This is a genomic window from Weissella viridescens, from assembly GCF_003862435.1.
Lineage (GTDB): Bacteria > Bacillota > Bacilli > Lactobacillales > Lactobacillaceae > Weissella > Weissella viridescens_A.
Map to the genome: position 1 here is coordinate 50218 of NZ_RHGY01000008.1, position 23265 is coordinate 73482.

General features: G+C 40.5%; 27 protein-coding genes and 1 tRNA gene. 4 read left to right on the forward strand and 24 right to left on the reverse strand.

The window, feature by feature from the left end; all coding sequences use genetic code 11:
* Positions 1-10 precede the first annotated feature (10 nt).
* From infC to D3P96_RS07105, 9 genes are all read right to left on the reverse strand, one after another.
* The gene (gene infC, locus D3P96_RS07065) at positions 11-616 is read right to left on the reverse strand and encodes a translation initiation factor IF-3 (RefSeq protein WP_124943674.1); all 606 of its coding nucleotides are present in this window, start codon (positions 614-616) and stop codon (positions 11-13) included.
* 126 nt (positions 617-742) lie between these two features.
* Entirely contained in the window at positions 743-1165 is a 423-nt protein-coding gene (gene nusB, locus D3P96_RS07070) for a transcription antitermination factor NusB (RefSeq protein WP_124943675.1), read from the reverse strand.
* 1 nt (position 1166) lies between these two features.
* Complete coding sequence (locus D3P96_RS07075; protein ID WP_124943676.1) at positions 1167-1601, reverse strand: Asp23/Gls24 family envelope stress response protein; 435 nt, start codon at positions 1599-1601, stop codon at positions 1167-1169.
* Between the two features lie 111 nt (positions 1602-1712).
* Positions 1713-2279, reverse strand: a complete 567-nt coding sequence (gene efp / locus D3P96_RS07080) for an elongation factor P (protein WP_057747013.1) — start codon at positions 2277-2279, stop codon at positions 1713-1715.
* 137 nt (positions 2280-2416) lie between these two features.
* Positions 2417-3760 carry a glucose-6-phosphate isomerase gene (locus D3P96_RS07085; protein WP_124943677.1) on the reverse strand — a complete coding sequence of 448 codons (1344 nt, stop codon included), beginning with the start codon at positions 3758-3760 and terminating at the stop codon, positions 2417-2419.
* 174 nt (positions 3761-3934) lie between these two features.
* Positions 3935-4897, reverse strand: a complete 963-nt coding sequence (locus tag D3P96_RS07090) for a GRP family sugar transporter (protein WP_185696119.1) — start codon at positions 4895-4897, stop codon at positions 3935-3937.
* 153 nt (positions 4898-5050) lie between these two features.
* Positions 5051-7102 carry a DNA topoisomerase gene (locus tag D3P96_RS07095; RefSeq protein ID WP_124943679.1) on the reverse strand — a complete coding sequence of 684 codons (2052 nt, stop codon included), beginning with the start codon at positions 7100-7102 and terminating at the stop codon, positions 5051-5053.
* Between the two features lie 18 nt (positions 7103-7120).
* Positions 7121-7738, reverse strand: coding sequence for a DUF1054 family protein (locus D3P96_RS07100; protein ID WP_124943680.1), 618 nt, complete (start codon positions 7736-7738; stop codon positions 7121-7123).
* Between the two features lie 2 nt (positions 7739-7740).
* Positions 7741-8811, reverse strand: coding sequence for a mechanosensitive ion channel family protein (locus tag D3P96_RS07105; protein ID WP_124943681.1), 1071 nt, complete (start codon positions 8809-8811; stop codon positions 7741-7743).
* Positions 8812-9006: 195 nt separating this feature from the next.
* On the opposite strand from D3P96_RS07105, the gene D3P96_RS07110 reads away from it, so the two are divergent.
* Entirely contained in the window at positions 9007-9327 is a 321-nt protein-coding gene (locus D3P96_RS07110; RefSeq protein ID WP_124943682.1) for a DMT family transporter, read from the forward strand.
* Between the two features lie 47 nt (positions 9328-9374).
* On the opposite strand, the gene D3P96_RS07115 is transcribed toward D3P96_RS07110, so the two are convergent.
* Genes D3P96_RS07115 through D3P96_RS07125 form a run of 3 tightly spaced genes read right to left on the reverse strand, consistent with a single transcriptional unit; the run spans position 9375 to position 11026 of the window.
* Positions 9375-9842 carry a glutathione peroxidase gene (locus tag D3P96_RS07115; protein ID WP_124943683.1) on the reverse strand — a complete coding sequence of 156 codons (468 nt, stop codon included), beginning with the start codon at positions 9840-9842 and terminating at the stop codon, positions 9375-9377.
* Positions 9843-9863: 21 nt separating this feature from the next.
* On the reverse strand, positions 9864-10418 hold the full coding sequence (locus D3P96_RS07120) for a DNA-3-methyladenine glycosylase I (RefSeq protein ID WP_124943684.1): 555 nt from the start codon (positions 10416-10418) through the stop codon (positions 9864-9866).
* Complete coding sequence (locus D3P96_RS07125) at positions 10418-11026, reverse strand: TMEM175 family protein (protein ID WP_185696120.1); 609 nt, start codon at positions 11024-11026, stop codon at positions 10418-10420. Before D3P96_RS07125 ends, D3P96_RS07120 begins: the two co-directional genes overlap by 1 nt.
* A gap of 135 nt (positions 11027-11161) precedes the next feature.
* Between D3P96_RS07125 and D3P96_RS07130 the strand changes: the two genes are divergently transcribed.
* Positions 11162-11803 (forward strand): HAD family hydrolase, encoded by a 642-nt coding sequence (locus D3P96_RS07130; RefSeq protein WP_124943686.1) that lies wholly within the window; start codon positions 11162-11164, stop codon positions 11801-11803.
* 46 nt (positions 11804-11849) lie between these two features.
* Here D3P96_RS07130 and D3P96_RS07135 read toward each other — a convergent pair whose 3' ends face one another.
* The 6 genes from D3P96_RS07135 to D3P96_RS07160 all read right to left on the reverse strand — a co-directional run bounded on the left by D3P96_RS07135 (position 11850) and on the right by D3P96_RS07160 (position 18509).
* Positions 11850-12623 (reverse strand): (S)-acetoin forming diacetyl reductase, encoded by a 774-nt coding sequence (locus D3P96_RS07135; RefSeq protein WP_124943687.1) that lies wholly within the window; start codon positions 12621-12623, stop codon positions 11850-11852.
* A 120-nt stretch (positions 12624-12743) separates the two neighbouring features.
* Positions 12744-13901: a glycosyltransferase gene (locus D3P96_RS07140; RefSeq protein ID WP_185696121.1), complete on the reverse strand. Its 1158-nt coding sequence runs from the start codon at positions 13899-13901 to the stop codon at positions 12744-12746.
* A gap of 10 nt (positions 13902-13911) precedes the next feature.
* Positions 13912-15051, reverse strand: a complete 1140-nt coding sequence (locus D3P96_RS07145; protein ID WP_185696122.1) for a polysaccharide pyruvyl transferase family protein — start codon at positions 15049-15051, stop codon at positions 13912-13914.
* Positions 15052-15055: 4 nt separating this feature from the next.
* Positions 15056-16432, reverse strand: a complete 1377-nt coding sequence (locus D3P96_RS07150) for a lipopolysaccharide biosynthesis protein (protein WP_124943690.1) — start codon at positions 16430-16432, stop codon at positions 15056-15058.
* A 15-nt stretch (positions 16433-16447) separates the two neighbouring features.
* Complete coding sequence (locus D3P96_RS07155) at positions 16448-17521, reverse strand: EpsG family protein (protein ID WP_124943691.1); 1074 nt, start codon at positions 17519-17521, stop codon at positions 16448-16450.
* 16 nt (positions 17522-17537) lie between these two features.
* Positions 17538-18509, reverse strand: a complete 972-nt coding sequence (locus tag D3P96_RS07160) for a glycosyltransferase family 2 protein (protein WP_124943692.1) — start codon at positions 18507-18509, stop codon at positions 17538-17540.
* Between the two features lie 256 nt (positions 18510-18765).
* On the opposite strand from D3P96_RS07160, the gene D3P96_RS07165 reads away from it, so the two are divergent.
* A tRNA-Asn gene (locus D3P96_RS07165) sits at positions 18766-18838 on the forward strand.
* Between the two features lie 32 nt (positions 18839-18870).
* On the opposite strand, the gene D3P96_RS07170 is transcribed toward D3P96_RS07165, so the two are convergent.
* The 3 genes from D3P96_RS07170 to D3P96_RS07180 all read right to left on the reverse strand — a co-directional run bounded on the left by D3P96_RS07170 (position 18871) and on the right by D3P96_RS07180 (position 21261).
* Positions 18871-19284 (reverse strand): hypothetical protein, encoded by a 414-nt coding sequence (locus D3P96_RS07170; RefSeq protein WP_148091220.1) that lies wholly within the window; start codon positions 19282-19284, stop codon positions 18871-18873.
* A 190-nt stretch (positions 19285-19474) separates the two neighbouring features.
* Entirely contained in the window at positions 19475-20212 is a 738-nt protein-coding gene (locus D3P96_RS07175; protein WP_124943694.1) for an acetoacetate decarboxylase, read from the reverse strand.
* Between the two features lie 14 nt (positions 20213-20226).
* A complete protein-coding gene (locus D3P96_RS07180) occupies positions 20227-21261 on the reverse strand; it encodes a ketopantoate reductase family protein (protein ID WP_124943695.1) in 1035 nt (344 codons plus the stop codon).
* Positions 21262-21616: 355 nt separating this feature from the next.
* Here D3P96_RS07180 and D3P96_RS07185 point away from each other — a divergent pair, with 355 nt between their 5' ends.
* Positions 21617-21889 (forward strand): zinc ribbon domain-containing protein, encoded by a 273-nt coding sequence (locus D3P96_RS07185; protein WP_124943696.1) that lies wholly within the window; start codon positions 21617-21619, stop codon positions 21887-21889.
* Positions 21890-21928: 39 nt separating this feature from the next.
* Here D3P96_RS07185 and D3P96_RS07190 read toward each other — a convergent pair whose 3' ends face one another.
* The 3 genes from D3P96_RS07190 to D3P96_RS07200 are packed head-to-tail and all read right to left on the reverse strand — an operon-like array spanning position 21929 to position 23161.
* Complete coding sequence (locus D3P96_RS07190) at positions 21929-22396, reverse strand: hypothetical protein (RefSeq protein WP_124943697.1); 468 nt, start codon at positions 22394-22396, stop codon at positions 21929-21931.
* A 5-nt stretch (positions 22397-22401) separates the two neighbouring features.
* Positions 22402-22824, reverse strand: a complete 423-nt coding sequence (locus D3P96_RS07195) for a phosphate-starvation-inducible PsiE family protein (RefSeq protein WP_124943698.1) — start codon at positions 22822-22824, stop codon at positions 22402-22404.
* 49 nt (positions 22825-22873) lie between these two features.
* Entirely contained in the window at positions 22874-23161 is a 288-nt protein-coding gene (locus D3P96_RS07200; protein WP_124943699.1) for a hypothetical protein, read from the reverse strand.
* Positions 23162-23265 lie beyond the last annotated feature (104 nt).

The window sequence follows — 23265 nt, forward strand, 5'->3', positions numbered from 1 at the left end:
ACTGGTCTAGTTACTTAGTTTCTTTGGGTGCAAGCACCATAGACATGCTGCGCCCTTCCATCTTTGCTCTTGCTTCAACTTTTGCAATTCCTTGCAAGTCTTCAGCAAATCGGTTCATTACTTCACGTCCGATTTCCTTGTGGGTGATGGCACGCCCACGGAAACGAATTGAAACCTTAACCTTGTTACCCTTTTCCAAAAACTTAGTTGCAGCTTTTTCTTTGGTATTAAAGTCGTTGTCATCAATTGTTGGACTTAAACGAATCTCTTTAACACTAACAGTTTTTTGATTCTTTCGTTGTTCACGTTGCTTCTTTTGAGAATCAAACTTGAACTTACCGTAATCCATGATTTTAGCAACTGGTGGCTTAGCAGTTGCTTGCACCAATACTAAATCAAGTTCTGCGTCATCGGCCATCTTTTGAGCTTCATCCTTTGGAATAACTCCTTGATCACCATCATCCGTAATTAAACGAACTTCATGAGCGCGAATACGATCATTGATTAAATCTTTTTGCTGTTGTTGTGGTTGACGTGCGTTTGCTATGGTCCTTACCTCCGATAAAACTTGGCATGAAATAAATGTATAATAAAAGCGGCTTACCGTATATTGCATACGATAACCCGCTGTAAACATCAAAACTAAGAATAGTTATAAATGATTAACCCGATAAGTACGCTTACCAAGGTGAACAGCGGGATGCCGTTACTTTATTTCTTAACAAATATTGATTATAGATGATTATTCGTCTTGCGTCAAGGCTTTATTCAGGACGGCATTAATAAACTTACGTGAATCATCATTTGTAAAATCATGCGCCAACTGGAGTGCTTCGTTGATCGCAACACTCTTTGGCGTATCCGTTGACTGTCCTTCATAAAGCGCTAAACGCAACAAGGCAAGATCCACAACATTCAATCGATCAATTGTCCAACCATCAGCCAAGTAGTCTGAAATTTGTAAATCAAGTTCATCTTGATGGTCGCGCACAGCACTAACAAGGTCAACGACGTCCTGTGGCAAATCACCTTCCCACAAAACTTCTGGGTCACCTGATAATACCTGACGTAGAACCGTATCGATATCTGCATCAGCATTAATTCCCAAGCTATACAAAGTTTGGAATGCCGCTTGACGGGCTTGGTGTCGGTTTAATGTCGTCATGCTATTGGCCATCCTCCGGCGTATCTTCTTCACCAAATAAGTTATTTGGATCAATTGTGCGGGCTGTCTTTGGAGAAATCATCCCCTCCACGTGTACGTTCACAGCATTAACCTTAAGTTCAGTCATTGCTGCAATTTGCATCTTAACGCGCTCTTGAATCTGCACGGCAAGCTTCGGTACGCTAACCCCGTAGGTAAGGTACACATACAAATCAATTGTTAATCCTGATTCGTCTTGAACCACTTCAACGCCCTTGCCACGCACGCGGCGACCAAAGGCTTCTTGGGCACGATCAGAAAATGAACCACGCAAACTTGCAACACCTTCAACTTCTTGTGCTGCAAGTGCGGCAATGATGTCTAAGACCCGTACGTTAACGCGGGTCGTTCCTTCAGTGCCAGTTGGTTGGTCTAATACAATAGTTTCTTCTGCCATGGATTTCCTCCTTAAAACATAAAAGTGCCGGCCGGCAACCGGTCGGCACTATCACTTATCATACAACAGCGATGTACTCAGCTTTTGGGCAAGTACACCTTACCGCAGTAATTAAGCACGTGATGAATATGATCCACCGTCATCAGTATTAATGATTAGCTTATCGCCAGCATTAATGAAATCAGGTACAGTGACAACCAAACCAGTTTCCATTGTTGCAGGCTTTCCGCCACCGTTTGCTGTTGCACCCTTGATACCAGGTTGTGTTTCAGCAACAGTCAATTCAACTGTTTTTGGTACTTCAACATCTAAGATTTCGCCATCATAAGTTGTTACACGAACAACCATGTTTTCAAGCAAGAACTTCAATGCATCTTGAATCTTGTCATCTGGAATTGCAACTTGTTCGTAAGTTTCTGTATCCATGAAGACGTGTGAATCACCTTCAGCATACAAATATTGCATATCAGCTGAAACAATGTTTGCTGTTTCAAACTTATCTCCAGGACGGAAAGTTACTTCGTTAACAGCTCCAGTACGCAAGTTCTTCAACTTTGAACGCACGAACGCTGCACCCTTACCAGGCTTAACGTGTTGGAACTCCAACACACGCCAGATTGATTGGTTGTACAAAATTGTCAAACCAGTCTTTAAATCATTCATACCAATAGTTGCCATGATTGAAATCTCCTCAATTTTTGTCTTTCGATTAATATTACCATAAGTTAGTGCTTCTTGGAACAGCCTGAACTTATTTTTTATCAAGAATAAACACCCCTTCCAATGGAACGGGTGTTTAAGCAAATAATTTAGCTTTAGAGACGGGCACGTAGTTCTGCTGTCTTTTCTTCATAGCCAGGCTTACCGAGCAAGGCAAACATGTTTGACTTGTAAGCTTCAACCCCAGGTTGGTTGAATGGATTAATCCCATTCAAGTACCCTGAGATACCAACAGCTAATTCAAAGAAGTAAATCATGTAGCCGAGTGCAAACTCATTTTGTTGATCTAATTCAACAATCATATTGGGCACACCACCATCAACGTGGGCCAAAAGCGTTCCGTCAGAAGCAGTCTTATTGACATATGACATTGTCTTACCTTCTAGGTAACCCAAGCCGTCGTCGGCGTCAGATACTGGAATTGTGACATCTGAAACTGGTGTGTCGATACGCACCAAAGTTTCAAATAAGTTGCGACGACCGTCTTGGATGTATTGACCAAATGAGTGTAGGTCAGTTGAGAAGTTTCCAGATGCTGGGAAGATGCCCTTACCGTCCTTACCTTCTGACTCTCCTTGGAGCTGCTTCCACCATTCGCTGAATTGTTGCAACGTTGGTTCATAGTTGACAAGCAATTCAGTTGTATAACCCTTACGGTAAAGGATGTTACGGTATGCGGCGTAAGCATAGGCATCATTCTTCGTAACATCTGTGTCTGAGTAGTCAGCACGCGCTTGCGCCGCTCCAGCCATTAATTGATCAATGTCATGTCCAGCTGCTGCAATTGGTAGCAATCCAACTGCAGTAAGCACTGAGAAACGTCCCCCAACACTATCTGGCACAACAAATTCTTCATAGCCTTCATCATCAGCTGTTTGCTTCAAAGCACCCTTGTGGGCATCCGTTGTGGCATAAATACGCTCACGCGCTGCTTCTTCACCGTACTTCTTTTCTAGCAGTTCCTTAAATACACGGAAAGCAATTGCCGGTTCTGTTGTTGTTCCTGATTTTGAAATCACGTTAATTGAAAAGTCACGATCACCAATCAACTTAATTAATGAATTAACATATTGTGGTGAAATTGAGTTACCAGCAAAAACGATTTGTGGCATCTTACGTTGGTCAGCTGGATAAGCTGAATCAAAGTAATCATTCAAAAAATCATTTGCGGCACGAGCGCCAAGATATGAGCCACCGATTCCAATCACTACCAAGACTTCTGAATCTGATTGAATCTTTTGTGCAGCTTGCTTAATGCGCAAAAATTCATCTTGATCGTAATCAACAGGCAAATCAAGCCAGCCTAAGTAGTCTGCACCAGCGCCAGTTCCCTTATGTAGTAGGCCATCAGCTGCATCAACCATTGGTTGAATCAATTGCAGTTCATCATCGTTTACGAAGGTTGATAACTTGCTTGCATCAAATTTTAGTGTCGTCATATTGTCTTAACACTCCTTTTCAAATTGGTATATACCGATTATAACATGTTCTTATTAAAATGAAACCGTTTTCCTCTAAGAAATTCCATTTATATCCTTTATTTTAGCACATTCCTAACCATTCTCAGGATAATAAAAAAGGCACTGAAAATTTTCAGTACCTTCCATAATCGTTTAAGCTAAGCTACTCAAGTTTGAGATAATCACGGCTCCAACAACAACCAAGATTGTTCCAATTGAGATATAAAGCATTTGACGTGATGTCTTCTTTTCGTGCAAGATGTAAATTCCACCAAAAGTTCCCACGATAATACCAAGTTGTGACAAAGTTGCAGCAGTTGCTTGTCCAATTTGTGGATTTGCAGCTGAGATGAACATTGCGATGTTACCAACACCCCAAACCAATCCAGTAAGGATGTTACGGAATGTTGCAGGTTGCCACATTGTCTTACCTTGGTGCATAACGAATACCACAATAATGAGGGCTCCGATAACTTGACCAATTGATTGTGGTCCCACGATTGCAGTCATGTAGTGTAATCCACTTCCACGAGGTGCGCCGTGAACCGCGTCTGAAATGAAGCCAAACTTGTTCAACAAGTTTGGGAATACGAAATACATCATGAATCCTAATGATGAAATGGCAATGGCAATGTAACCACCCTTAGGATCAGCTTCAGGATTTGGAGCAGCCTTTGAATTAGGATCAGGCAATGATGTCAAAACGGCACCGATAACCACAGCAATGATGGCCAATAGTCCAAAGAACCACATCTTACCATTAGTCCATTCGCCCAAAACAGAAGCGGCCATCAAAGCATTTAATGCAATTTGGCTAGCAGTAGAAACCGGGTTACCAACTGATACCCCTAACTTCTTAAAGGCAACGAACTGTCCAGCAGTTCCAATGGCCCAGAACAAACCTGAAACAAATCCAACAATCCAAATACGAGGATTGAAGGCAAAATCAAGCCCCGCCGTAGGAATCACGTAGAATAACAAAGTTGATAGACCAAAAATCAAGGCCCCTAAAGTCATTCCCAATGTTCCTTGAGCGGCCGATCCACCCATCTTTGTTGTAATAATACCTGTTGATCCCCAAGCCAATGCTGGAATCAACGCAATTAAAATTGCCATAATCATTTCTCCTCAAAATTTATAAATCGTTCTCTTTAGTACATGAATAATATTAGCACATGAAAATTGTTTATGCAAGCGTTTTCATAAAGCCAATCATAAAATTTTCAAAAAACCCAAAATGCTGATATATCAGCACTTTGAGCTTTGTCTTCAACCTTTTATCAATTTAAAACCAACATATTCGTTGCCACGAAATGTCCTTTTTCCTAGCTGACCTTTCGCTGTAAACGGCTTTTTTTGTTTAGTTGTTGTTTCAAATGTAATTGTCTTACCAGCCAATAAATCAGCAATTTCCGCATCCGTAAATGTATGGTTACCCCAGGTTTTTGCAAAATGAATCTCTTGCCCTTTAAACATGCCAGTCACTTGCTCAGCTTTTGGCTTTGCCTTAACCTTACGTTTCTTTGGCGGTGGACCTAGGCGTTGATTCAGATTGGCAACGTTCGCTTCCATTTGCGGCATATCATGTGCAATTACTTGCGTTACGGAATCCAATAGCTGCGGCATTGGCATTTTGAACTGTTCAACCTCATCCATCATTTCAAAGAGCCGTTTTGTAATTTTGGGCGATGCAATCCAAGTATTTTCTACCATGATTGCAGAAATATTTCCGGTTTGCGTTGGGGTTAGTTTTCCCCGCGCTTCTTTGAGCATCCCCTTCGTCCCTTGACTCATATCCGAAAGGGTCGAAACCCGGGTTGCCCCCGTTCCAACATTGTGCTTTTCCAAATAAGCCATAATCCATTTGGTTGTCGGCGTTTGTGGCTTAGGATTTTTACCTTCAGCTAAATCGGGCTGTGCTTTTGGACCAAGTGTTGCACTCTGACTCTCGGTATCATCCGTTTCCACATTGAAGATCGCTTTGTAGTTCAACGCGATTGGCACATTGAAGGCTGTCTTAAAGTCAGGATAATCGAGCAACTCAGCCGTAACATGGTCATAAACATAATCTTCTGCTAACATCGCTAAATAATTTTTCGCAAGCGTCGTATAAATTTGCTGTGCGCCAGGACCATACTTATCCAATTGATCCAATGATGCTGGCACCTTGGTTCCAGGACGGTTCGCTCCGTGACTTCCCTGCGGTTTTACGTGCGTTTTACGCGGCTGGCGATGACTCAGTAATTGTCGATTTACTTGCACCAAATCAGCAATTTGGTCAACTACCGGTAATAGTTCATTAAATTGTTCTGGTGTCACATTACGATCTTCTGTTCGTGGATATGACACATACTGTGCCTCATATAATTTTTGGTACGTACTTAAAACTTGTTTTGCCGAAAGCTCTTGTGGCGCCAAAAGCGCAGCTAATCCAGCCAAATCAATTAACTTAGGTGGTGCTTGTCGCTTAGTGACGTGTTGTTCGTTGGTCACTGGGCTCTCATGATAGTTCGCTAAATCTGCTTCCCCGGCTGATTTTTGCGCATGCCGCCAAGGTAACCCCTCAATTTTAGGATCAACCTTACGTGCAAAAACGTGCCCAGCCGGATCTTTAAATTTCACTTCATAAAATGGTATTGGCACATAGGCATTGATCTTCTGCCATTGTTCATAAATCTTCCATATAATGACCGATTTTAAACGCCCTTCCCGGGCTACCACAGCATAGCCGGCCCCTTTAACTAAAGTGGTCGCAATCCGTGTTAACTGCATCGATGCAAAATCCCACCGGCTGCGACTCTCACCTTTGAGGTATGGGCCATATTGCCATTTATCGGCAATGGGCACCAGCTGACGCATCGCTTGCTGAATGGATTGTGGTGTTTCATCCATAAAATTAGCGCGAAAAACCGGGCCTTGCCACTTCATCGCGTCGATTGCTTCAAACGCTAATAAATCGCCTTCACCTGATGGATCTGTATCAGTCGCAATGATAATCCCATCATAACCTTGTTTGAGCTCTGATTTAATTTGATCAAGCAACTGCTTATTTGTTGCACCTTTAGTTCGCGTGCGGATATACGTTCTTTGCCAATTCAAATCATTAAGTCGCCACGGCATGTCGGCTAGCTTCCACGATTTATACTTTTTGGCCAATGTTTCTGGAACCATTTCATCGGGCTCACGAAAGGTCATCAGATGACCTCGTAAATTCATAATTCGATAATCAAAATCTGAAAAATGACCTGACGTTCCGCCTAATGCCTTTGCAAAATTTTTAGCTGCTGACGGTTTTTCCGCCAAAATCAGGTATTTAGGCATCTTCACAATCCTTTTCGTTTATTCTTGTTCGGCTTGTATACGTTCATATACTGTTTGTAACTGTTTCAACGCATCACATAATGCGTCATCCAAAGCTGGTGTTCCGAACCGGGCATCCCCTTTTTCAATTCTAACCCCTACTGAAAACTCAGTATGCTTTTTTTGTCCAAATTGCGTCACCGTTGTTTCAAAATTAGTTGCATTTAAGGCAAGGACCGCTGGTTCCATATGATCAGGACTAATCACAAATGTTTCAGGCAATGCCAAAAATGCACTTTTTTGGTTGCTTAATCGTTCAGTCCATCGGGCTTGTTGCTGTGCATCGGACTTTAGATTCTCCAAAAAGCTCAGATACAAATACAAACAATCTTCCCAGAGGCCCAACTCAAAATGGGGCACCATTTTATAGCCACGCTTATTTGGGGCAAACGCGACCCACGTATTGTCAGGTGGGTAAACCGTTCGACGCAAATGCTTCGCCACATGGGCATACCAGGTTTGACCATCCTGATTTAAAATGGGCAATGCGCGTTGTGCGAACTCCTCAAATTTTGGATCAATTTGTTGTTGAATGAGCGTCATCCGTTCAGATAAAGTTGGTGCCTTAAAAATATTAAAATCTTGATTCGTAAACATGTTTAGCCTCCTGCTTCCAGTGGATCCGCCTTGGCAAACTTAATATCCAGTGCTTTGGCCGATTTAAGAACATTCAAATTCAAAATTGCCTTGGCTTCATCTCCGTGGTCAGCCTTACCGGAAGGTGACAACGGCCCATTGACTTGAATGTGAATCCCTTGGTTCACAATTTCTGGGATTTTAACTTGGTATTCCATATGCTTTGCCATAAATCGATCATCTTGTGATAAGAAATCTAAGATGCGTTGACGTAACTGACTCACTTGTTCATCTGATGTATCAACATCAAGATAGTAGTCCAACGTAATACGTGGGACGTCCATCCGACTATCATTGGTGATTGGTTCATTGGCTAGGGTTGAATTGGGAACAACTTGTAGGGCCCCCGTTGATGTTCGCAATTTCGTTGAACGAAACGTAATATCTTCCACCGTGCCATGAATTGAAGGTGATTCAATTTTATCGCCAATCGAAAATGATTTTTCGCCAATAATGACGGCACCACCCAAAAAGTTTTTAATTTGGTCTTGTGCAGCCATCGAAACGGCTAGACCGGTTAATCCCACACCAGCAAACAAGCCGTTAATATTAATTTGCCAGGTTTCAAGAATCGCAAAAATAATCACAACGACCATCAAAATCTGTAAAATTGTCGTCAAAAACGAGCGCATAATTTCGCTCACTTCAAATTTTTTATGGCGTCCAACCATCGTCACGGTTGCCATAAGCATTGGAATGAGTCGATACAAAATCACGCCAAAGCTAATCAAAATCCACGTTCGCAAAACTTGATTAGCAATCAAGACAAGACTATGTGGTGCGTGCAAATACTCAAACAACAAGTTAATGCCGACCGTATAAACAATCACTGTGATAGGCCCTGCTAGCGCACGAATAACCAGCGGTGCCGATTTTGGGAAATGCTTAAATTTATGGTGTGACAACTTATTCATGACATAGCGCACCCCATAGTGGCCCACCAAACCCATGACGATTAGACTCGCAACGGTAATTGCTAAGTTTTGCCAATCAAAAGTCTCCTCAATCCAATATAAGATGTTTTTTGTTTTCATCAGGTTCACGTTTCCTTTTTGGTTTACTTATACTGCATTGTACCAAACATTGCTAAAGCTGGTCGCCTGTGCTAAACTACATTTTATCAAAAATTAAATCAGCGCCACCGGGCGCATCACATGAAATGTCACACCGATACCATTAGGTCAAAGAAGGTATCGCTGGGGGCATTTTTTATTTTGGAGGAAACACACATGGCATGGCTTTATTTAGGTTTAGCAGGAATTTTTGAAGTTGTTTGGGCAACCACCATGAAACTCAGTGACGGTTTTACAAAGTGGCCGTTCGTCTTAGCTACCTTGGCGGGGATGGTGCTTAGTTTTGGATTCTTGGCGCTCGCGACCAAAACCCTTCCTTTGAGTACAGCTTATCCCGTTTGGACTGGTATCGGTGCCGTTGGTGCCATCCTTGCTGGGGTCATTATTTTCGGCGATCATATTTCTCCGATTACCTGGGTCTTCGTTGTCTTATTGTTGATTAGTTTAATCGGGATTAATTTGACTAGCAGCCACTAACAAAAAAGCTAACCAGAGTCCGCGTAGACGTGACTAGGTTAGCTTTTTTATTTAAGTAATTTTTCAATTTCAGGTTCAATTCGCTCTGGTTTCGTAATTGGTGCATAGCGATGAACAAGTTCACCAGATTGATTAATCAAGAATTTTGTATAATTCCACTTGATCATGCCGTGTCCACTCTGTTCCTTTAAATAAGTAAATAGCGGCGCGGTATTCGGACCATTCACCTCAATTCGTTGGGTCATGGGAAAAGTGACACCGTAATGCATTTGGCAATAATTAGCCGTTTCAGAATCAGTACTTAATTCATTTTTAAATTGATTTGATGGTAGTCCAATCACGACTAAACCCTTTGCATAGTATTTTTCGTACAAAGCTTGTAACCCACTGAGTTGCCCAGCTAGTCCACATTTACTAGCCGTATTCACAATGAGCAACACCTTTCCTTTATAATCAGCTAAATCTAATTTAGATCCATCCATCTCATCTAATTTAAAATCATAAATTTGTGTCATGCTACTTCCTCCTTGAGATTGCTAATTATATTTAAAATCACAGCTTTCAAGATGATCATTGATCACACCAATCGCTTGTAAAAATGCATAGGTCGTCGTCGGTCCCACAAATTTAAAACCACGTCGTTTAAGATCCCGGCTCAGTTCTGTTGCAAGGGGCGTTGTGGCCGGGACTTCATCACTGTGCTGCCAATGATTCACAATCGGCATTCCTGCAACAACTTGCCAGATATATGCCGAAAAATCGATCGTGGTGGCTTCCATTTCAACCATACATTGCGCATTATTAATCACTGCTTCTATTTTTTTGCGATGCCGAATGATTGATGCATCTTGCACCAAGGCATCTACTTTAGCTTCATCGTACTGTGCCACTTGATTATAATCCCAATTTGAAAAAGCTAACTTAAAATTATCCCGCTTGTTCATAATGGTTTTCCATGATAGTCCTGATTGCATTAGTTCCAGTGTTAATGCTTCAAACAGGGCCCGTGGCTCAAATTGTGGACGTCCCCATTCATGATCGTGGTACGCCTGATTTATCGGATCTTCACCCCAAGCACATCTTACAACCATTACGCTGCACCATCCTTTTTTGCTTGATCTAGTTTATCAGAATCATCTGACACCAACCGCATACATACCGGAAGGAACAGAATTGATAAAATCAAAACTGCTGGTGGGTAAATATAAACCAAACCAAAGGCAATCAACAGTCCTAATGCCATGTATTTACTACTTAACATCTTATAAATTGGCATATTTAAAATTTTCCCCTGTACAGCAGTTCCGGCATTGGCCTGAGCAATCACATGTGTCAAATACGTGTAGACATATGCCCAAAGCGTATAAATGATCAGGTAAAACATGGCCGGCTGCCAATGGTCTAAATCCTCCCCCAGCCAGGCCGTAGATACAGGATAAAGCGACGTCATAAATATCCATAGATTGTTAGCCCAAAACATTTTTCGCGTCACCGTATGGGTTAACCCAAACATATAGTGGTGGTTGTACCACGCCACCATAATATAGCTAAAACTAACGGCGTAGGCGATAAAATCTGGCCATTCTTCAAGCAGGGCGGAGAATGTATAGCCATCTGGCACTTTTAACTCTAAAACCATGATGGTCACTATAATTGCAATGACCGCATCCGTAAATGCCTCGACTCGTCCTTTATTCATAAAAACGTCTATCCTCATTTTCGTTATTTTGATTTCTCATAATATATGCCCATTTACTAGTAATTTCAAGATTTATATTATAATATTTCAATTAATATAGGTAATCTTAATCTTAAAATCAATTGGAGGCATTGCATGCAAAATATATTATTTGATTTTGATGGGACACTTGCTGATTCAGGGGCCACCGTTGCGTTAGCCACGCAGGCTGCGTTTCGAGATTTTGCGCTTCCTGAACCAAGCACTGAGACAATTGCGTACTATATGGGCATTCCTATTGAGACATCCTTTAAGGCAATGATTCCCAACCATAACTTCACCCCAACGACATACGATGCATTGTTAAACCGCTTCCGTGAACACGCACAGGCATTAGAATCCAGTCAAGTCACACTGATCCCAGGAATCACTGCCACGTTATCCGACCTAAAAGCAAACGGTCACACGCTTTTCATTGTGACGAGTAAACCGACCCAAGTCCTGGAACGTAATCTTGAGCGCTTAGGGATAATGTCATTTTTTACTGACTGGATTGGTTCTGATCAAGTGGCACACTACAAACCTGCTCCGGATGGCATTTTGATTTTACTAGACCGATACCAACTAAATCCTGATAATACAGTCATGGTTGGGGATGCCACACATGATTTACAAATGGGTAAAGCCGCTGGGGTTAAAACAGCAGCCGTCACATGGGGCGCCCACACACAAACAGCTTTAAAATCCGAAAAACCAGATTGGCTTTGCCAAACCACACCCGAACTGACACAACTATAAACTAAAAAAATGCTTACTTTTCAGTAAGCATTTTTGTTTATTTTTATTAGTGGAAAACCATACCACCATCAACAACGAGTGTTTGACCAGTCATGTAGTTAGAATCCGCTCCAGCCAAGAAGGCCACGCCGTTTGCAACATCTTCTGGTTCTGACAAACGACCTAAGGCGATGCCATCAGAGAATTGCTTCAAGCCCCATTCATCGGATTCACCCGCTTCTTGGGCAACATCGTGTGCAATTCCCATCATCATTGGGGTCTTGACGATTCCTGGTGCGAAAGCATTTACCGTAATACCTAATGGTGCCAATTCTTTGGCAGTTGTTTGCGTAATGCCTCGAATTGCGAACTTGGTTGATCCATAAACCGTTAAGTTTGGATTACCTTCAATTCCAGCTTGTGAACTGGCATTAATAATTTTACCGCCATGACCGAGCTTCTTAAAGGCTGCTGTGGCCGCTTGGATTCCCCAAACAGTCCCATTGATATTGATTTCTTCTGCTAACTCAAGTGTCTTCTCATCGACATCAAGGATTGGTTGAGAAGGCGCGACTCCAGCATTATTCACCAATACTGTTAAATCTCCAAAATGTGCCACTGTTTTTTCAACAGCATCGAAAACTTGGTCTCGCTTGGCGACGTTAACTTCGACTGCTAGAGCCGTATCAGCGTTATGTGCGTTAATCTCGTCAGCAACTTTTTGCGCTGTTTCAATATTCAAATCAGCAATGGCCACTTTAAAATCATCCAAGACTAAACGCTTTGCAATGGCTTCACCAATTCCTTGGCCAGCACCAGTAATAAATGCAACTTTTGTCATCCTGCTACTCCTTTTTTTAATACCAAAATCCTGTCTACATGTTTATTGTACCACTCACTTGCCCAATATATGTCAATATTCACATATTAAAAAAGGACACCCCATTGGATGTCCTTTTCCTTATAGATATTTCTTATAAATTTTAAGCATATTCGCGTCAACCGAACTATCATCAAATTTCATGAGTTCTGTGCGATGCTTTTCTAAAGCAGGGACCTTTTTTTCACGATAAACTTGCGCAATTGCTTGCGTAATCGCGTCAACATCCGTCACATTAACCAACATCCCTAAATCTTCAGAAGTCAAATAGTCAGCCATTCCAGTATTTTGCGAGCCAATCACATAATTCCCATCAACCAATGATTCCAGGCCACCTAAGCCCAGTCCCTCACGTAAAGAAGGAAAAACATTCAAATCAGCGGCATAGTGAATATTTGTAATATCAGCACGATAACCTAAGAATTGTACTTGTTCTGCAATTCCTAATTCTGTCGCTTTTTCTTGCAACATCGTTAAGTTAGGGCCAACGCCAGCCACTAATAACTTCATTTGTGGTTGCTTCAGTTTCGCCATTGCTTCAAGCACAACAATTTGATTTTTATTGTCGTTCAACTCACCAATCGTAGTTAAAACATAATCATCAGCTGATAAGCCCAATGCGGCACGGGCATTTTCACGTATTGTTTGTTTCTCAGTTGTTGGTACAGCTAACGCACCCTCAACATCAATCCCAACTCCCGCAATGTAGTCAACGGTTGGCTTTTTAAAATGCTTTTTAGCTAATCGATAATCCCGATGATTAATCGTAATCAAATCATTTGTCCAATAACTAAAGGCTTTCTCAACCGGGTAAAAGACCCAATTTTTTTTCGGTCCGCCTTTAAAAAATTGGAATCCGTGGGCTGTATAAATCGTTGGAATCTTGAATTTATGGGCGACATAGCGTCCAATAATCCCACCTAATGGTGAGTGACAATGTACAAAAGCCCAATCACTCGTATTGCCATCATCAAGCACGGCGGCGAGTGCTTTGGCAGATTCACGATTACCTTGCACACTCCCAATCCCACGACCAAATGGCACTTGATGCCTAACCACCCCAACTTCATCAAGCCAATGGATGAGTTTGTTCGTCTCAGCCTCATCCATTGATCCGTAGTCAATGAAATCACAGGCAACATGGACTTCCATGCCCAAGGTTTGCGTCATCAGAATGTTTCTAATATTGAATTGTTGAATCATATTCGCTTTCGCTGCAATAAAAAGCACTTTTTTCATGTTCAACTCCCTATTTGTTCTCGGACTTTTGGACAAGGTCGCCAATCGTATCCAGCAGTGGCTTATACTTTGCCCCAACATCAAACTCCGGTACAGCGCCACCAATAATGGTATCAAAAGCTTGTTGTACTTCAGCTACGATATCTTGATTGTGATCTTTTTGTTCAAAGAAGCGAATATTTTCATAATCAGATAGCCAATCATTATATTCGTTTTTAACTTTAGAATTGTAGTTATCAAAAACAATTGCTGGTGTTCCAGTAATCACTGAGAAAATCATACCGTGCAAGCGATCTGTGACGACTAAGCTAGCAGCTTGGAATTCAGCAATTTTCTTTTGGACGGCTGCATCACGAGTAAATTTATCAAGCGCAACCCCAATGTCGGTATCCGTCTCATTGATGGCATAGCCTTCATTTTGAATGTGTTGGCGTAATTGATCAACCAACGTATCATCAAGTTCTTTTTCAACGTCTGACCGCAACGCGAACAATACCCCGCTCTTTTGGGTCTCAGCACGTTCATTCAATGATAGTACAATATCTGGTACCAATTGAATGTTGTTCTCAGGGAAAATTTGTTTAAGCTTTGCTTCACTGACATGGTCACGCGCAAACAGATAAAAATGTTGCTTTTGTTGTTTATAAATATTTTGTGACACGCGCCCATCAAATCCAAGTTGTTCTGGATTACGGAAGGTCAACGATTGTGGAAGCTGCACCACTGCATTGTTTGGGAAAGTACTGATTAACTTCCGACGCACATTTTCTGCATCATAGTAGATATCACCAATGTTCCCACCCGCTTGAATAAAGATGACATCGTTGGGTTTAATTTGCTTACGCAAATATTTCACACCAGATAACGTCTCATTAATTTGAAATTCAACCACTGGGTTACTTTTAAAATGATCTTGTAAGAAACGTGATTGCGCCATGGCAATTGCTTGATCACCCAAGTTACCACTAATAGGTGTCCCAAAAATGTAGAAAACACCGTTATCAGCTAACTTAGGCGTTACGACTTCTGCTTGTGGGGCAAACCATTCAAAAATACGATAATGATACTTGATGTAATTATAGCGACTCGCTAAAAAATTCGTCATCTCAGGAGATAGGGTTTTTTTGACTACTTTTTTTAATTGACTCATGTTATTATCCTTTTTTTCGTAGACGCATCGTCCCAGCATTTAATAATGCAATTAGTAGTAACAAGACCACTAGACTACCATAACGTACTGGTACCTCTGGAATGTAGTTCGCACCAATCATCGCGAAAACGATGATGAGTGAACTCAATGTCTTAAATAAGTTTACTTTAATGGGCACTAACTTCTTGGTTTTCACCAAACGAATCCACAAAACCAAAGCAAACCCTAACATTGATCCTAGTCCAGCTCCTTGAACTCCAAAAATTGGAATCAAAATCACTGAAAAAATCAAGTTAGCAATTAGACCAATAAAGGTGGTCGTCATAATATCACGCGTTTGTTTTGCCGCAATATACGTCGTTCCCACAAATGCTGATAGATTTGAGAAAACCGCCGAAACAAGGAGAAAGCCAATGTTTTGCCAGGCATCGTAGTAAGAGGCTTGCACGATCACACCCATTATTGGACGTAAGACCAGCAAAGCCACAGCCACGACGACAATTAACCAACTAAACAACTTCGCAAACGTTTCCGAATAGAATTCACTTGCATCTTCAGACTTAAATTCATCAACTGCTGAAATCTGCCAAGCTTGACTGAAAATACCATAAAAAATGGTGACCAATGCCGGTACTTTTGAGGCCACTGCATACAGTCCATTTCCAGAAGCACCCACAAATAGCAAGATAAAGAATTTAGCAGCATCTTGTGTAAACCACCAGGCAAAGGCATTCGGAATCAATGGCACACTGTACATTAATAGCTCACGCATAATTGGCTTTTTAATCTTATCAATGCGCATGTCCCGGTAACACTTTGAGCAGATAATCATTAGGAAAATCGTGATGACTGCACTCAAAATGTACCCCATGATAAATCCAGTGACATGGCTTGGGCCAACCATAATTCCGACTGCGGTTAGAATGGCATTCAATGCTGCAAATACCAAACTGAAAACAATAAATAGACGGATACTTCCGGTTCCACGGAAGTAATTCAAGAATAACATCACAAATACATTAGCCATAACCATGACTGAAATAAAGAGCAAATTAGGTCGATTCGTGATGACATAGAAAATGGCTGAGACTAAGGCGAAACTCGCTGTTCCAAATAGAGTTAAGGCAACCCCATTACTCAGAACCGTTTTATTATCGTATTCATCATCTAACGTGAACCGAAAGACTGCATCAGCAATGCTGAATCCAACAATCGGCGCCAACATATTGATTGTTGTAATGAACAGATCAACCGATCCATACTGACTTTTAGTCATTAAATAGGTGTAAATTGGCACCATTAAAATGTTAATCAGTTTTGTTCCAATACTGCCAATCGCAAAAATTAGCGTATTATTCAATAATTTTTTATTCTTATTCATGACTCACCTGACTGACTAATTTAAGAGGTATGGAATAATGTCACCATTATTTCGTGCTAACTGATATGTGAATTGAATAAGTGTTAGTCCGAACAGAAGTGCAAAGACAGTGATTCGTCCAACTTTACGATTGGTAAAGAGATTTTCCGTGACAACTGGTAAATCAGCAAAAATATAAATCCCAAAAATGGTAAAGTACATCAAACCACGTTGGAGCAAAATCACATTACCAAGTAACACACTCACACCACTTCCAATAAAATACAGTGTTGCCACGTTTCGTTGCAACCGGGTGAAGGGTGATTTAGTTGCAAATTTGAAGTAAATATATGCAATTAAGACGACTAGTAGGAAAATGTTAAAGAAGATAATCAACCCACTCCCTTGCGAGGATTGATTCAGACTACTAACATTTGTCGCATCCGAATAAATATCAAATCCCGGTATTAAATCAACAATCGTATTCGAGAATTCGTCATATGAAAGTGAACAGATAACCGCAGAAATCGTTAATAGTGCAATCCAAAACTTATTCCACTTAATCCAGGAAACGCCCAGATAAATCAAGCCTAAGAGCGCTGTTGCGTGGAATCCCACTCCGATAAAGGTCAGCATGAGGTAACGAACGTATTTCTTATCCATTAGATATAGGAACCCGTTCAAAACCAATCCTAGGGCAATGTACTGCCGGGCAATGTTAAAACTAGGTAGATAAAAGTTCAATGAAATAAAGAAGAAAGTTGTGTAGAGCGGGTTGGCCGGTAAACGATAGATAAACAAGCCAAACAAAAACGCAATTAATAGCGCATTAGCAGCTGTGATTGCATGCGGATCAGTACTAATAAGCTTCACAATTGTTGAAAAAACACTAAAAGCCGGTGATTTTTTACTAAACACATCGCCTGTGTTGGCAAAAATCGTCTCATACGTCATGGTGTCGGTTCCAACTGTACTTGCTCGACTCGCTGCGAAAGTACCCAAAAAGGCGAAACTCAAAAAGACGAACATCCGTCGACTACTAAAAATTTGGTTATTTGTTAACAAATAAATAATTCCGATAATCGGAAATAACATGAAATAAATTGCCATGGTGCCCCCCTAAAAGCTACTTTCGATTTACGTTGTGTTGTCCAAGTTTTTTAAAGGCACGCTTGCCTAAGAAAGTGGTCCACGCAGCAAAAAGCGTTTTAAATCGTAATTGGAAATTAAACAAAAAATGGTACCGATATGATTCCATCAATGACCAAATCTTTTGTTCTTGTTGTGCGAACGTCGTATTTTCAGCTGGCATTTGCAACAACAAACTGGCTAACGTACTAAAAGCTCTGGCATAAGCAAAACTAAGTTCCTTAGGTCGATGCGCTTTAACATAGTTTATCATCGCTTCACTCAATTCAACGCCATCCATTTTTTTAGCGCTAAATGTACCCGCGCTAATACTTGATTGACGCAGACGATAAGCGTAGTCTGCAACATCAATAAAGGCCACCTGTTTGGAATGGTCAATGAGTTGAACGGTTGTATAGAAATCTTCATATAATTTACCGACTGGATACTGAATATCCTTGAACAACTCACGATCATATAGTTTTGCCCACGCACTTACTTCATACTTTTTTTGTGAAAGTACCGTTTTCAAAGCGGCGTCCGTATCTTGTACTGAGATCTCACCACTATATTGTGGTGGTGTGACCTCATCCACATGTTCATCTTCTTGAATGTTAAAGAATCGTGCAACAGCAATTTGTGTCCCACGTTCCTTGGCTTCAACTAAATGTGCCAAATAAGTTGATGTTACTTCGTCATCGCCATCAATGAAGTTAATCCATTCGCCAGTTGCGTACTGCATACCATAATTTCGCGCATCAGATAGTCCACCGTTTTCCTTACGGTAGTAATGGACACGTTCATCTTGATTGACAAATGCTCTAGCAATTTCGCCCGACTGGTCCGTTGAGCCATCGTCAATTAACAGTAATTCAAATTCTGTATATGTTTGTTTTAAAATAGATATAATAATTTTTTCTATGTATGCCTCAACATTATAAATTGGCACAATAATCGAAATTAACGTCATTGTTCTCTTTCCCTTCACTTCAGATAGCACACTATATATATTATCAACTTACTTTTATTTTTAATAAATCTTTTGAAAAGTACGGTTAGAGGCGGTTCTGAACCAACCTATCCTCGTTCTCATAATTCGCACCACACCCTACTATCATACATAATTTTTGCATATATTGCGATGCTTTTGAGCTATATTAACTTTATTTAATTGTTGTTGCATTATCCTCTCATCTTAAGTTATAATACTCTCATAGATAAATATTTGCTCTGTAGTTCAGTTGGTAGAACGCCGCACTGTTAATGCGAGGGTCGCTGGTTCGAGTCCAGCTAGAGCAGTAAAAAAGGCTTCCACACATGGTGGAAGCCTTTTAATTTTGTTCGATTTTTTTTGATTCGAAAAATGTGAAAATATAATTCCACATCGGACGGACCACGAGGAAAAACAACGGGAAGACAATTGATAACTTAATTCCCCACCCCTGTAGAAAATTCGTTAAAATTGGGAATTCACCAATATTCTTCAAAATCGTCGTGACTAACGTAATGACTCCGGAATTAATCAAAATAATCAGGGCCGGAATAATGAGGAATTCACGGAAGTTAGCCTTAACACGCCCGAGATACCGCCGTTCAATGTTTCGGACTAACGGAATCGTGAAAAATTCCTTTAGCATAAACGCGCCAGGGATGACGAATAGCAGCATCCCCAAGATAAACGTCACGTCTTCCGCATTAATGCCATACATTAAAAATGTGTTGATGGTTACCATCGACGTAATCATTGTTAAAAAGATTAAGTGACCTTTCAAAACTACCTTCTTTCTTCATTGCTTTATGTATTAAAAAGCTCAGTGTTCACAAACTAATTTTGCGACGCACTGAGCTTTTTTTGCGATCAAATTCTTGATCAATTTTTTCCAGTGCACTAACTAGTGTACCGGAATTATGCGGATTTGGCAAACTACTCACAAACTAGTCAGCTAAATAATCGTAAACCATGTGAGGACGTGGCAACGTCAAATCAGCAATAATATGTTGTGATTTCACAATCTCACGAACAGGTAAATCAGCCACAGGCGCCATCACATGTTCAAAGAGTTGCAACTTCGCAGGTGAGTTCCATGCTCCTTTCACCTCAACATCAGTAATGGTTGATTCGGTCATTTCCAAGATGCGTGGGGTTGCATCGTAATTACGCATGATGTTAAGCCGATAACTTGGTTTAGTAATCTCAGCCTTAGCTTCTTCCAAATCCATTGGATAGTAGTTGTAACCCATTGTCGCAGTTGCAACTGGCAAGCCACTATACTCTAACTTACCAACAAGCACATCGTTATCCAAATAGATTGAGGTATCAGCTAGCTTCTTAGGAAAGGCTGCAATTTCACGACCTGAAGCAATCGCTTCGGCATTATTAACATACATTGAAAGATAGAATTCACCTTCCTTACCATTAAAGGTAACAGGAATGACTTGTCCAATTTCAGCATAGTCACCAAGACCGTCTGAATCAGGCATATTGATAAATTCAAACTTAACTAAATCATCAATGGGTTCTAATGGTTCAGGTAAAACCTTCATCAAAGCATCGTGATCAGTCCGATAAGTAATGTTCATGAAGTCACGATTATGAAACTTAACCTTTGCAGCTGGAAAGGCTGGTGAATCAATTGGTGTTGTAATCTTTTTTAGTAAATCTGCTTTTTCCATAATCGTTATATCTCCTAGTTCAACATTTCTTTCAAAGCGGCGATGCTTTCATCAAAGACTGGTAACTTACCCGTTTCTTCAGCCTTAGCAACTGTTGACACAACGAAGTCATTGAATGGTGTTTCAATATTGTGTTCATCACCCGCCTTAACGATGACACCGTTGATGTCATGAACTTCAGTCTTGCGACCCTTTTCAAGGTCTTGTAACATGCTGGCCTTAAGATCCTTACTTGCAGCCATCATGTGACGTACCAAGGCGATTTGCTCGTCAGTAAAGCCATCAGCCGGCTTCTTAAAGTCATTCAAGTCGACGCTTCCCATCTTATCAAATGTAACATTATCAGCCTTACCAGCTTCCAAACCTTCATTAATGATGTTCAAAGCAGCAAGTACTCCGACTTGGTTATCAGCGACATCACCAAAGGTTGAGTTTGTTGCGGCTGAAAGACCACTAAATGATGAATTAATCAAAAGCTTTGACCACTTTGTACCAAGCAAGTTATCTGAGATAACTGTTCCACCAACATTATCCATAACTGACTTAAGTTCTTCAATACGTGGTGTCTTTGAGCCATCCAATTCACCAATCTTAAAGGCGAACTCCTTAAAGCGGTCATAGACCGTTGTCAATTCTGACGTTCCAGCACCTTGTGCTGTTGCACCGAATTCAACTGATCCAGCTACCACATTCTTGGCAGGAAGTTGTGTCAAAATGTACTTTTCTGGAACACCATTTTGCAATGAAACCAATGTACCATCTTCATTCAAGATGGTCTTAATCTTAGCCACAACTGATTCGTTGAAGACTTGCTTAGTAAGTAAGAAGATAATATCAAACTTACCTTCAATATCGTCTGGCGTTGAAGCCTTTACAGGAACAGTGATATCAGTTGTTCCAATAACATGGGCCCCCTTGCTGTTTAAGGTATCAACGTTTTCTTGCCAAACGTCAATTAAGGTAACGTCTAATCCACCCTTTGCCAAGAAAGCACCGATAATGGTTCCCAATGATCCTGCTCCGTATACTGCAATGCGCTTATTATCCATGTTAAACTACCTCTTTTTTAATGTGTTCTCTGTCACTGTCGTATTTAAATACCGCAACAATGTAACGAGAAGTGTAGGCGCGGAAACTTAAACGAATGATAAAGTTTTTTGAATATTTAAAATACAGTTACATTAGTTTAAATATTCACAAGGATAACTATGCAAATGCAAGATTATCCAATCGAGGAAAGGTTTTAAATTCAGGCCTTTCATGACTTCTTTTCCCTTAAAATTACATTCATTTTGCATAAAAAAACATAGGAAATTTCTAAATTCTTTATTTCACAAGCCTCTATAAACACAGATTCACTTAAACGCGTTATACTGGAACGACAACATTAAAAAGGAGCCCCTTATGCATCAAACAAATTTATGCCAAAGTTGTGGTATGCCAATTGACAAGCACACACTAGCTGGAACCAATGCTGATGGTTCACCCTCATCTAAATATTGTGCCTATTGCTACCAAGATGGCCACTTTACCGAGGATGACTCATTTGACGAAATGTATGCTAAAAATTATCAGCGTTTCTTGGAATCAGATATGAATAAATTTCAAAAATTCTTCCTTAAGCGGATGTATACGAAAAAGTTCATGCATGGTTTAGATCGTTGGAAAAATAACTAATAAAAAACGCTAACCCCACTTTACCGGGTGTTAGCGTTTTTATTTTTGTTTTTTGATTGGTATATCGCGCATTCGCTGCCATTTAAGTAGCTTCGAAGTGATTGTCAGCGCCACTGACAATAAGATATTAACAATAGTCAATACTAAAAACGGCTTTGGAATATTCGATCCAGTGAATTGAATCATTAAAGTTGTTAATGTCGTGAAAACCGTAATTAGACTTAAGATACCTAATGGGAGTTCATAATTCCCACGCATGTGCAACAAACGATGTGTACCATACAGCAACCCAACACTCGTGACAATAAATACGATATAGGTGATTAAAAACCACCAAATAAAATCAGTCGGATCTTGTTTTGCAAAGGCGAGCATATCATCGTTGGCTGAAAAAGCAATCACAACATTAAATATTTGCACCATTAGATAGATGACGACTGTCCAAACAATCGCAGGAAAAACAATCCGCCATAATTTATGCCAGGTCTTACGCCATTTCGTGCTCATCGGCTTCACTCGCTTTCTGGTGTCTTGTTAGATTGGGTTTGATAGCGTTTATACAAAATAATGGCAATCACAAGGACCAAAATGGCACCACACAACAAGAGCGTTTTCAAGGCATTATCATGGTAAACCAAGATGGAACGGATGATCGCCGTGACAGCGACATACAGATAGTCCTCAAAATGAATATTTGCGTTACTAGAGAAGTAATCTTTAATAATGACCAAGAACTCTAAGAACAAAAAGGCCGACAAAATATTTTTGGAAATATCCGTAAAGTCTTCATGGGTTAAATGTTGAAACAATGGTAATACCAATTCATAAATACTTAAGGCAAAATAGGCTGCAATCACTAAGCCAAAAATCATCATGAAAACCATGATGACATATTCATAACCTTTCGTAATGCGTTTTAAATTCTTTTCACTCATGTTTGGGCTCCCATCTCATTTAACTGGTGTATTGGTTACCTAGTACCCATTACGCCTCTTTATTGAATAACTTTTGAAAAATATCTTGGAAAAACGGAACATGCTCGTTTTCAAAGATTACCAACGGAAACGCTTCAGCAGCACTAGTGAGTTGCCAACCTTCTGGGGCCGTGAATTTATCATAATCCGCCGCAAACGCAGCTGCATCGGCATCCCCAGGTAGATTCTTTTTTACATTTCCACTAATTTTGACATCATCACTGGTCTTAACAATATAATTCCAGCCTAACTGCTCAAACATTGCTTTGGCTTCACCAATGGCAGGTTCAACTTCCATAATTTTTCACGTATCCTTTCATTCGTTTCCTATTAATTTTCTATTATAACAAATGCAATCGCTTCACGCGCGCTTGACTTGTTCACCATAAAAAAAGAATGGAT